Raw genomic sequence first — 12,748 nt, forward strand, 5'->3', positions numbered from 1 at the left:
ATGAAAAAGTTGATAAAGTCTTTTATTTTTAAGTAGAGATATTGCCAAAGAACGGTAATAATCTTAATACTTGCAATCTAATTTAAAATTACTTTGTTAGATATTCGTACTTAGATGCGCTGCTACTTCGTGGTAGTTCGCTACGCTCATGAGGTCACAAGCTTAGTTAGCTACGCTGCTACTACGTGGTATTTCGTGAGCGCTGAGCAGTTGATTATTAATTCTTTAAGGAAAGAAGTGGTAAAATGTACTATATTGATAATTAGGGTAGCACGATTTTGCTACGAAGTAATTTAGATACAGCAATTATCGGTTTGTTTATTTTTTAATATGTTTTCTCTAATAGAATTAATAGTAGGCTAACTATCATTAATTTACAATTAATTTGCTTGTTGGGTATTATGGAAATTTGTTATGACATCTGGCTAAGTTTTCGTGATTTTTTATAGTTGCGACCGAAGGGAAGCAATCCGAAGGACCTCTGGCATTATAAAAAATAGAAAACCCGAAGGCTCAGCGAAGCTAATTAGTCAGTAAATGTCATGCAAATTGGAATATAAACCCTAGATTTTGGTTCTTTTATCAATGAACCCGAAGGCTCACGCAGTAAAAGAACAAAAAAACAGCATTTTTAGCTCTCATATTAAACTTTTTTACAAACCGAGAATAACTGATTTAGATATTAAAAGATACAAAAAAACGTTATGGAAGCTAAGATTGACTTAAAAGAAGCGATGTCTATTGGGATTGGAGGAATGGTAGGTGGTGGCATTTTTGCTGTTTTAGGCTTGGCTGTTGGCTTAGCAAAAGGAGGAACACCTATTTCCTTTTTAATAGCAGGGTTGATTGCTTTGTTAACTTCTTATAGTTATGTCAAGTTATCTTTAGTATACTCGGACAGAGGAGGAACCGTACGTTTTATTAATGAAGGATATGGCGTTGGTGTATTTAGTGGAGGAGCAAATAATTTGTTGTGGGTAAGTTATATTATCATGCTATCGTTGTATGCATCTGCATTTGGCTCTTATGCGCCTAATTTATGGCAAATAACATCAAATGCAAATCTTAATTTTCATCTCTATGCTAGCAGTATTATTATAATTGCAACAATAATAAATTACTATAGCGCCAATGTTGTCTCAAAAATAGAATCTATCGCTGTTGTTGTAAAACTAGTTATTTTGCTATTCTTTATTTTGGTAGGATTGTATGGGTTAACAACAAGCGAACACCTCAATCAATTGGCTCCTTCGAGTTGGGAATCGCCATTGAGTTTGTTAGCAGGAGGCATGGTTATTTTTGTAGCATACGAAGGCTTTGAACTGATAGCGAATGCTGTTCCCGATATTAAAAATCCAAGCAGTAATATTCCCAAAGCATATTATGGCTCTATTATTTTTGTGATAATACTGTATGTTATTATTGCAGGTGTAACGGTTGGTTCATTGGGTTTTGATACCATAAAAGATGCAGAGGATTATGTATTGGCAGAAGCGGCAAAACCCATTTTGGGGCAAATTGGTTTTACCATTATAACAATCGCAGCATTGATTTCTACTTTTTCTGCTATCAATGCTTCATTGTATGGAGGAAGTCGAGTTAACTACGAAATTGCAGAAAAAGATGAATTGCCTCACCAATTTACATACAAATTTTGGAATCATCCTGTTGGGTTGGCTATAACAGCGATTTTGACACTGTTAATGGTTAATACATTAGAATTAGAAAGTATATCTACTGCTGGAAGTGTTGGCTTTTTATTGGTATTTGCTATTGTAAATTCGGTAGGTTTTAAGTTGTCCAATAAAACCAAAGGAAACGCTTTTGTTCCTGCTTTGGCTTGTGTGGCTTGTTTGGTAGCAATAATTGTCATGTTAGTACAGCATTATTCGACTAGCAAGTTAGATGTTTTTATCGCCTTGGGAGTGGTTGTCATTTGTTTTGTATTGGAATTTATTTATAAGAAAATAGAACAAAAATCATAAGAGATGGAAACTAGATATATCAAGACAAATGGCATTCAATTGCAAGTTAGAATGATAGGTCCATCAGATGGAAAGCCTATCTTTTTACTGCATGGATTTCCTGATTTTTGGTTTACGTGGGAAAAGCAAATGGAAGCGCTTGCTGCCAGTGGCTTTAGAGTTGTTGCACCCGATCAACGAGGATACAATCACAGTGATAAACCTCTAGAAAAAGAGGCGTACCGTCAGCGTATACTTGCAGCAGATATTATGGGCTTGGCGGATGCGTTAGGCTATGATACAATAAGTTTGGCTGGACATGATTTTGGGGGTATTGTTGCTTGGGCTATAGCAACTTTGTATCCAACGCGAGTCCAAAAGCTGGCAATAATTAGTGCTCCTCATTTTTTGGCTAGCATGAAATATAGTAAAACGAATACATCTCAAAAATTTAAAAGTTGGTATGTCTTATTTTTTCAATTACCTTTTTTACCAGAACGATTGATCAAAGCATTTAACTACAGAGTGTTGCGAAAGAGTATGCCTAAATCTTTGTCACCTCAACTGTTAAAACGATACTTGTCTGCTTGGTCACAACCCAATGCCATTCATACGATGGTCAATTGGTATCGAGGATTTGTAGATGGTGTTAAAAGTAGAGAAATACAGTATGGGCAAATTGACATTCCGACTCATATTTTGTGGGGCGAGCAGGATAAGTATCTAGAAGTAGGGTTGGCAGAATTGAGCTTAAAACAATGTACAGAAGGACGTTTGACAGTTTTTGATAAAACAAGTCATTGGGTAATGCACGAACGTTCAAATGAAGTTAATGCTATTTTGTTGAAGCATTTTAGTTCTTTGTAGTATTGAATAAACTAGGTTACTATAATTGTATCAGGAACTTATTGGCTATACAGGACTCAAAAAATGGCACCGTAAATAAGTGGACAGACTGTGCCGCTTAAAATAAGTGTGCAGAAAAAAAAATAATAATTGGATTAAACCTTGCAGGGTATGTGTTGTCGAACTAGACAAAGTATACCTTGTAAGGTTTTTTTATGGGGGTATTATGAATATAATAGTTAGCTGCGCTGCTACTGCGTGGTTTTAACGAACTATTGATGAATAAATAAAATGAATCAATTGGCCATTCATGTTTTTTAAATAAGAAACCAATGACAGAAGAACAAAAGATACAACACTTATATTGGCGGGCAGGCTTTGGTTTGTCTCCTATTGAATTCCAAAAAAAGAAAAAACAACCACTAGAGAAGGTTCTGAATGATTTGTTCAAGGAGGCTAAAAAAGTCAATTCTGTTCGAATACCTTATTATAATATGCCTTCTGCGCAAAGTTTCAAAGCAATGGAAAAAAAAGAACGCAGAGAAAAAATGAAGGAAATACAGCAACTAACAACGGAGGTTAACTTAAACTGGGTGCGCCAAATGACCTCAAATGAGTCCAATTGTTTACAAGAAAAAATGACATTATTTTGGCATGGTCACTTTGCTTGCGAGTCGAAGCGGTTTGATTATGCTGCGCAGCAAATTAATACCATTCGTCACTATGCTTTGGGGAATTTTAGAGATTTAGTGTTGGCTATATCCAAAGATGCTGCAATGATTTTGTATCTAAACAATCAGCAAAATAGAAAAAATAAGCCCAATGAGAATTATGCTCGTGAACTAATGGAGCTATTTACTATTGGTAGAGGGAATTACACCGAAAAAGATATTCAAGAAGCGGCAAGAGCTTTTACGGGGTGGTTTTCAGATCGAGTAACTGGAGATTTTAAGTTTACAGAGCGGCAACATGATTTTGAGAAAAAGGTGTTTATGGGCAAAACAGGGAATTGGAATGGGGATGATATTATTGATATTATTTTAGATCGAAAGGAAACAGCGACGTTTTTGGCAAGAAAGGTTTATCGTTATTTTGTTAATGAGCAAGTGAATGAAAACAATGTTGCTGTATTGGCAAAAGTGTTGTACCAGTCCAATTATAATATTGAAACTATGATGCGCACATTATTTGAAAGCGATTGGTTTTATGCCGCAGAAAATGTGGGGACAAAAATAAAATCACCAATAGAATTGTTGGTTGGAATAGGAAAGGTGTTGAATTTGAAATATGGAAATGCTAAATCTGTTTTGTTTCCACAACGGGCATTGGGGCAAACATTGTTTAGACCTCCTAACGTAGCAGGTTGGCCAGGAGGAAAAACGTGGATTGATAATGCTACCTTAATGCTTCGAATGAATTTTGCGGCGTTTGTGTTTCAACGAGCTGAATTAACGTTAGAATTAAAAAATGAACCAGAAGAGGCAAAAGGAGGACGACTCAAAAATTTGGAACTAACGGGCGATGTTAATGGATTAACCAAAGCGTTTTCAAAGATAAAAAACGATGATTTGGGAGTGGCCCTAGAAGCCTATTTATTACAAACACCATTTTCTATTCAAAATTCATTCATTGAAACAATGGCTAAAGAGGCTAGCTCAACAGAAGGCACTATGAAGGCTTATGTATTGGGTATAATGAGTTTGCCAGAATATCAAGTATGTTAACTCCATTTATAACTGCTTGTAGTGATTTATAGTAGTTCGTTGATTTTTACTTTTTTAGCTCGCTGCGCTCGTGAGATCGCAAGCTTAGTTGCCAAAAAGATAAAAAAGAACATTTATATTAGATTGATAATTAGTAATTTTAAAACTTGTTGATTATCAATCTAATAAAGTTTTTTAACGAACTATTGATTTACCAACGAAAAACAGTAACTATGAAAAATATATCACGTCGTCAATTTATAAAACACACAGGTTTGGCAACTGCAGGAACAATGTTGTTACCTATGTTCCTAAATGCATTTGATCGACAAAGCATACAAAATTATAAAAATAGAAAATTGGTTGTGGTACAATTTTCGGGAGGAAACGATGGTTTGAATGCCATTGTTCCTTATACAAACGATGTTTACTATAAGAGTCGACCAACAATTGCAGTGCCATCCAATAAGGTTTTAAAGGCGACGGATGCATTGGGGTTTAATCCCAAGCTTCAAGTTTTGCAGCAATTATACGATAGTGGAGATGTATGTATTATTAACAATATCGGTTATCCTAATCCAGACCGTTCTCATTTTAGATCCATGGATATTTGGCATACCGCAAGTGCTTCCAATGAATTTTTATCAACAGGTTGGTTGGGGCGTTATTTAGACGGCAACTGTGCTCATTGTCAAAATCCACACCATGCAATAGAGATAGACGATACCTTGAGTTTGGCTCTAAAAGGTCATCAGAAGAGCGGTTTTGCCATGAAAAATCCTAACCAATTAAGAAATACGACTCGCAGCAAAATTGTGCAGGCAGTAGCACAGCACCATCATCATCACGAACATGAAGAAAATGTTGCTTACTTATACAAAACATTGGCAAATACAATTTCTTCGGCAGATTACATTTATGAAAAATCAAAGGTCTATACTTCTAAAGCTAATTATCCTAAAGGACAGCTGGGAAAAGAACTGAAACAGGTCGCAGAGTTGATTGTTTCGGAGGCGGATACGCAAATTTACTATGTGACATTGGGTGGTTTTGATACGCACAACAACCAAGTAGCTCAGCAAGATCGGCTGTTGCAGGCTTATTCGGATGCTATGATGGCTTTTGTTCGCGATTTGAAGCAAAATAATAAATGGGAAGATACCTTGGTCATGACTTTTTCAGAATTTGGTCGTCGAGTAGCCGAAAATGGAAGTCGAGGAACCGACCATGGTGCAGGAAATAACCTTTACTTAATGGGAGGCAAGCTTAAAAAACAAGGCTTTTACAACGAAGGTCCTAATTTGTTAAATTTAGATAAGGGAGATGTAAAGTACGCCATTGATTTTAGAAATGTTTATGCGACAATTCTCAAAGATTGGTTGAAAACAGATGACCAAGTAGTCTTGCAGCAACCATTTGATTCTTTGGGTTTTGTATGATAACGTGTGGGTTGAACTAGAACGCATCTAGAATGCTCCAATAGATATTTGTGATGAGCAAAAAAAAACGCCACCTACTAAAAAGATTAATAGGCAGCGCATTGATTCAAACTATTTATTATTCAGGTGGAAGTTTGCTAATTTACTTTTTTACAAAATGTTTTGTGATTAAGGTACCATTCGGTTCTCTAAGCGTTAAGTTGTACATTCCCTTCGCTAATTTTTGAATGTTAATATTATATTTATTGGTTGTCAATTCATTAGACCAAACCAAACGCCCTGTTCCGTCAATAATAGATACCTGTGTTCCTGCTTTTAGATGATCTAATTCAAGGACTAGTTGTTCGCTAGCAGGATTTGGATAGATGACCAAATTAGAAGCCGTTTCTTTTTCTGTTGCCATTAGAGATGATCCGTCGGAAAATACATTAACATTTGGATTACCTGAGCCATTAGAGTTAGAACTTGCTGTAGCGACACAGAAATTTGTTGCTTCTGTACTATTAAATGAACCTCCAGTCTTGATAGTTGTCGATCCTTCAACTAATGAGTAGGAGCCATTACCATAAGCACAACAAATGCCATCTCCATAAGAATCATTGATGGTAAATGTATAATTGCCATCTGCTAAAGTCCAATTGAACGTATAGGTACGACTATTGGCGTAGTTGCTACCAGAAGCCACTGTTGCGCCATTACTGTTGGTTAATACCCATGAAGTTTCTGAACCATAACGATCCGTATTTAAGGTAAAAGTTACATTGGTTCCAACACAAGTAGGGTTGGGGTTACCTCCGCCGCCACCATTAGCTGCAAGAAGTGCTTGATGCGCGTTGACACGTCCGTGACCAAATTCTACATCGAACCCACTAGCTCCCATATCATCGGCGGTTGTCTCTAAGATGTTTTGAACTTGAGCACTCGTTAAGTTTCCATTGGCTGACAAAACTAATGCCGCCACACCACTCACTAAAGGACAGGCAGAAGATGTTCCTCCAAAGTTGCCTGTATAATTGCCACTAGAGTAACCTGCACTACCCATTCTATCAGTTGTGTAAACTCCTAAAGTACCACCAGATGAAGGAGCAGAAATATCTAATTTGTTCCCTCTATTGCTATAAGCCGAACGAACACCAGTATTCGTAATCGCACCTACTCCAATAACATTTGAACTGTTGCCAGGATAACTAACACATGAGGCATAGTCATTACCAGCAGCAAATACAATCACACAGCCTTTTCCACCTCGACCGTTATTTTTGGCGTCGGCCAAAGCTGTATTTAAAACATCAAGACTATATGTACAAGAAGAGTAGCCCCAAGAATTACTCATGACATCTGCATTTTGATTCTTAGAATAAGTGATTGCATTGGCAAGGTCGCTACCTGTTTCTCCTCCATAAAAAATATTAACAGAAAAGATTTCTACATTAGGTGCAATACCAGCAACACCAACATTATTATGAGCAGCACTAATGCTACCTGCGCAAGCAACGCCATGTCTTCCGCTAGAGGTTGGTGTACCATTGCCATTATTGGCAGGTGTGTATCCCAAAGAAGTATTCAACGTAGGCAAGTCTTCGTGCGTTTCTAAACCGTCGTCGATTACAGCAACACGTATGCTAGATGAACCTTTGTTGATATCCCATGCTTCAGGAGCATCACAGTCAACATCATTGGAATTGTTCATTTGAAACTGATTGCTATAAAGAGGATCTGAAGGTGTAAAATTATGCTTTATTTTTGCATAAAAATCAGGATGTGCCCATACTACAGTAGGACTTTCGTAGAGTTTATTTGCTAGCGTTACCACCTTGTTAATGTCGCTAACTTCTAAAATAATTCTATTGTATTTTGACTCCTTGATCGTTGCTTTTGTCTCGCCTATAATAGCATTTAAATCACTCATAGTAGCATCTTTGCGTAGTGCCAAGACGATTTGATGGGTGGGCCAGATTTGAAAACCATCGTTAAGTGTTAATCCAAAAGAAGCGCTTTCTAATTGGTTGACATCAACACCTAGTTTTTCGGCAACAGCAATAGGGCTAGAGGTCTGTTTGGACGTTAATTGAACAACGGCTCTGCCTTGAACATCGTGTATTTCTACCGATGCAATCAAACTGTTTGCCTGTTTGAAGTAGGATTGAATGGTAGTATTGTCTTTAAATTGAAAAATAATACTACTGCGATCTTCTTGAATTGGTATCTTGTTATTGTTGGACCAGTAGTAGGTAGATTGAGCGCTAACTGTAGTTCCCATAATACAGCTTAAAATAAAACATAGTGTCCCTAATCCCAATCTAGTAGATTGAAATAATATTTTTGTGAGTCTCATAAATGTTGATTATAAAAGGTAATGATTAAATAAATATTTTGTGTTTACTTACCCCTGTTATACAGGTGCTATTCAAGAATTCGTCAGACCAGACTTAGTTCGATATAGGCAATAGCTTCTTTTTCAGATCTAAATAATTAGAAATGACAAAGGATAGCCCTCTTTTTTATCGAGTGCTTTGGTCTTTACAATAGTTCGTTGAAATCGTATTCTAATAGCGCACTACTGATCTTCTGATCTTATAATTGAGCTAAAGGTTGAAGAATCAACGAATTGATTTATTGAATTAAGTATAAAATAATTAGAGGGGAAGCAATGGTCTTCATTTGTAGGAATATCCTACTGTAAATGGGCAAAAACAGCCAATTAAAAGCAATTGATTATTTTTGCCATTTACTCGTTAAAATGCAATATTTATCATTGGTCAGCAATAAATATTATTCGTACTTCAATGTTCTAAGTCATAGTGAATTTTTTTAATTGTGATAACAGTACTCTTTGAAATTATATGTGCTATAATTTCAAAAAATTGCTTGTTATACAATTTTTCTCGGAACAGTAGTAGTGTCTCTTATTGCATAGGGGAGCGGTGGAATAAGAGATTTGAATATTGATGCTTTTGTAGTTCTTTTTTTTTTTGCTTCTGTAATAATATTTTATGTATTGCTGACTCTGCAATATTATAAATTTTATTTTAATAAATGAAAAGAATAATAAACTGAATCAATCTATAAAAAAGCTTTTAAGTTATTCAAAATCAATGCCTCTGATTTATTCTTTTGGAGAGTGTTTGAAATTTTAGTATTGATAGTCAGTTAGTTACGATTTGTTTTCTATATGTGCACTAATGAATATATTAAGTATTCAAATCATAAAAAAATATAAAATTATTTCTTTTGAGTTGATTATCTGATTGTTGTAGTGCTTCGGAAACACTTCGAGAGCAAAGAGAGAAAGATTGCTAAATAATGAACAAATAGAAGAAGTAAAGCAAAAAAAAACTTGTATTTTGTGCCAAATTTCAATTAAAAAATCAGCAATGAAACAATATTTAGACTTACTAAAACATATTCAAGAGCATGGTGTTTCTAAAGAAGACCGTACAGGAACAGGAACAAAATCTGTTTTTGGTTACCAAATGCGTTTTAATTTAGAGGATGGTTTCCCTTTAGTTACTACTAAAAAAATACATTTAAAAAGTATTATTTATGAACTGTTGTGGTTTTTGAATGGTGATACCAATGTACAATATTTGCAAGAAAATGGCGTGCGTATATGGAATGAATGGGCTGATGAAAATGGAGATTTAGGACCTGTTTATGGCAAACAGTGGAGAAGCTGGGTTGGGTCTAATGGCGAAACTATTGATCAGATCCAAGAAGTGATTCATACACTCAAAACAAATCCCGATTCTCGTCGAATTATTGTTAATGCTTGGAACGTAGCCGATTTGCCAAAGATGGCTCTATCACCTTGTCATACCATGTTTCAGTTTTATGTGGCGAATGGGAAGCTTTCTTGTCAGTTGTACCAACGCAGTGCAGATTGCTTTTTGGGCGTTCCATTTAATATTGCATCTTATGCTTTATTAACAATGATGATTGCACAAGTATGTGATTTAGGTTTAGGAGACTTTGTGCATACTTTTGGAGATGCTCATTTGTATAATAACCATTTAGAGCAAACAAAATTACAACTAAGTAGAACACCGAGACCTTTGCCAACTATGAAAATCAATTCAGCTGTTACGTCGATTTTTGATTTTAAGTATGAAGATTTTGAACTGGTAGATTACAACCCACATCCCCACATCAAAGGTGTTGTCGCAGTTTAGCGATTGTTATTCTATCTAAACCTATTTCAGAGCTGTGAGAGTTCCCCCAATTATTTGTAATATTCCTATAAGAAGCGAATAAATGAAACAGCTATTATTACTAACATTAGTATGTATTACAATCAATTTAGTAGGTCAAGTAGACCCTAGTGGAAAAAAGATATTAAAGGCTATTTATGTTGAAAATGCTCCTAAGATAGACGGTGTTTTGGATGAATCCGTTTGGGATCAGGCACCTATTGCAACTGATTTTGTTGAAAATACCCCAAATCCAGGACGCAAAGCTTCTCAACGGACAGAAGTTAAAGTTTTGTACACGACAGAGGGAATTTATATTGGAGCAAAAATGTACGATACTGCTCCTGATAGTATTTTAAAACAATTGAGTGTACGAGATGCGACTGGAAATGTTAATGCGGATAATTTTGCCGTTTATATTGATGGTATGTACACGCAGCAAACGGATTTTACGTTCCAAGTTACCGCAGCAGGTGTGCAGGTTGACCAAAATGATGGAGATGGTATCTGGGATGCTGTCTGGAAAAGTGGTGTCAAAATAGTAGAAGATGGATGGGTAGCTGAACTCGAAATTCCATATTCGCAACTGCGTTTTCCGAAAAGCGATATCCAAACTTGGGGCATTAACTTTGGTAGAAACATTCGTAGAAGTCGTCAAGGCTTTTTTTGGAGCAATATAGATCCCACCCAAGACAATGAAGTTCAGCAACAAGGCTTGTTAAAAGGAATCGAACGCATTCAACCTCCTGTTCGTTTATCGTTTACTCCTTATGTGGCGGGGTATTTAAATCATGCTTATGATGGCGCAACAGGAAAGCATACGTTTACACCCAATTTTTCGGCAGGAGCGGATATGAAATACGGTATCAATGAAAGTTTTACATTGGATGTTGCCCTTGTCCCCGATTTTGGAGATGTTCAGTCTGATAATTTAGTATTTAATCTTAGTCCTTTTGAAATTTACTATGCGGAGCGACGCCCTTTTTTTACAGAGGGAGTAGAATTGTTTAGTCGAGCTAATTTGTTTTATTCTAGGCGAATAGGAAGTTCTCCTGCACGATATAGATTGGCTGCTCAGCAACTGGATAGCACAGAGTTTATTACTAAAAACCCTGAAAAACCCTATTTAATTAATGCCCTAAAAGTTTCAGGTAGGACTAAAAAAGGCTTAGGGTTAGGACTGTTTAACGCTGTGACGGCACCTGCGTTTGCACAAATTCAGAATGATTCAGGGGTAACTCGACGTTACGAGACAGAGTCGTTTACGAATTACAATGTAGTCGTGGTCGATCAGCAATTTTGGAGACATTCTTATGTGAGTTTGATCAATGCGTCTGTTGTTCGTTTTGGAGGGTATACGGATGCTTTGGCTACAGGGACAGAGTTTAAGATCGCAGATAAGAAAAATGTGTATGGAGTAGCAGGAAGCGCAGCGATGAGTCATCGATTTTTAGATACTTTAAAGCATAATAAGGATTATGATAATGGGTATCGATATGATATTAGTTTCCAAAAGTTTAGTGGGAACTTTAGATTTAGAGTGCGCCAACAAACCATGAGCAAAGATTATAATATTAATGACATTGGTTTTGTAGGAAGAACAAACTTTATCAATACTTCAGCTTGGGTTGGATACAATACATATCAACCATTTGGGCATATTTTAAGAATGTGGTCTGGATTAGATTTTTCTTATGAAATGCTGTATAATCCTGCTGTTTTTACACGGATACAGGTTGGTGGGGAATGGGGAGCTACATTGACTAATTTTTTGTCTTTGGGAGCTGATTTTCGGATAGAACCAATGGGCTACAACGATTATTTTGAAGCAAGAACAGATGGGCAAGTTTGGGCAAAGCCAACATGGACAAGAATTAATTTTTGGTTCTCAAGTGATTATCGGAAAGTATTTGCCTTGGATGGAGGGCTTAATTATCGCCGGTTTTGGGGGCAAGGAGCTTGGGCGGCATCGGATGTTATTGGAGCACGCCTAAAACCTTTGATTCGTTTTAGTGATAATTTTAATATGATTCTTAGCGCAGATTTAACGGTTCGTAGGAATAGTTTGGGCTATGTGACGAAAACAACCGATAATGGCACAGGAGAACAACAAATCATTTTTGGCAGTCGTTTTCGACAAGATTTAGAAACGTCTATATCTGCTAATTATCTTTTTACGAATAAAATATCACTTACCTTAAGGGTTCGTCATTACTGGGCAGTAGTAGACTACAACCAATTCTATGGGCTCTCGACGAATGGTCAAATGAATGATATTATCTACTGGGGCGATCACGATACTAATTTTAATGCATTCAACATTGACCTTATTTTTAGATGGAGATTTGCCCCTGGGTCTGAACTGAATGTTGTTTGGAAAAATGCCATACTTAGTTACGGGACAGATCCCAACTACGATTACTTTAATAACTTTGGGGGGATGTTTGAGACTGGACAAAACAATCAATTTTCTATAAAAGCATTGTACTATTTAGACTTCTTTACATTGTTTAAGAAGAAAAATAGAGGAAAACGCTTGAACTAATTGCAGTTTATGGCTTAGGTTTTGTAGATTTAAAGAGGAAATAAAACCATAACACGATTGCAAA

Annotated in this window: 7 protein-coding genes; 6 read left to right on the forward strand and 1 reads right to left on the reverse strand. The window is 36.3% G+C overall.

Annotation, left to right across the window (positions count from 1 at the left end; genetic code table 11):
* Positions 1-704 precede the first annotated feature (704 nt).
* The 4 genes from QP953_RS10450 to QP953_RS10465 all read left to right on the forward strand — a co-directional run bounded on the left by QP953_RS10450 (position 705) and on the right by QP953_RS10465 (position 5,952).
* Complete coding sequence (locus QP953_RS10450) at positions 705-1,985, forward strand: APC family permease (RefSeq protein ID WP_309554943.1); 1,281 nt, start codon at positions 705-707, stop codon at positions 1,983-1,985.
* A 3-nt stretch (positions 1,986-1,988) separates the two neighbouring features.
* Positions 1,989-2,831, forward strand: coding sequence for an alpha/beta hydrolase (locus QP953_RS10455; protein WP_309554945.1), 843 nt, complete (start codon positions 1,989-1,991; stop codon positions 2,829-2,831).
* Between the two features lie 311 nt (positions 2,832-3,142).
* Positions 3,143-4,534 carry a DUF1800 domain-containing protein gene (locus QP953_RS10460; protein ID WP_309554946.1) on the forward strand — a complete coding sequence of 464 codons (1,392 nt, stop codon included), beginning with the start codon at positions 3,143-3,145 and terminating at the stop codon, positions 4,532-4,534.
* A 212-nt stretch (positions 4,535-4,746) separates the two neighbouring features.
* Positions 4,747-5,952 carry a DUF1501 domain-containing protein gene (locus tag QP953_RS10465; protein WP_309554948.1) on the forward strand — a complete coding sequence of 402 codons (1,206 nt, stop codon included), beginning with the start codon at positions 4,747-4,749 and terminating at the stop codon, positions 5,950-5,952.
* 142 nt (positions 5,953-6,094) lie between these two features.
* Here the strand turns inward: QP953_RS10465 and QP953_RS10470 are convergent, their stop codons facing one another.
* Positions 6,095-8,287 (reverse strand): S8/S53 family peptidase, encoded by a 2,193-nt coding sequence (locus QP953_RS10470; protein ID WP_309554949.1) that lies wholly within the window; start codon positions 8,285-8,287, stop codon positions 6,095-6,097.
* 1,039 nt (positions 8,288-9,326) lie between these two features.
* Between QP953_RS10470 and QP953_RS10475 the strand changes: the two genes are divergently transcribed.
* Together QP953_RS10475 and QP953_RS10480 are read left to right on the forward strand one after the other, a co-directional pair.
* On the forward strand, positions 9,327-10,121 hold the full coding sequence (locus tag QP953_RS10475) for a thymidylate synthase (protein WP_052598714.1): 795 nt from the start codon (positions 9,327-9,329) through the stop codon (positions 10,119-10,121).
* Positions 10,122-10,203: 82 nt separating this feature from the next.
* Positions 10,204-12,684: a DUF5916 domain-containing protein gene (locus QP953_RS10480; protein ID WP_309554950.1), complete on the forward strand. Its 2,481-nt coding sequence runs from the start codon at positions 10,204-10,206 to the stop codon at positions 12,682-12,684.
* Positions 12,685-12,748 lie beyond the last annotated feature (64 nt).

Source organism: Aureispira sp. CCB-E, assembly GCF_031326345.1.
In the GTDB taxonomy this organism is placed as follows: domain Bacteria; phylum Bacteroidota; class Bacteroidia; order Chitinophagales; family Saprospiraceae; genus Aureispira.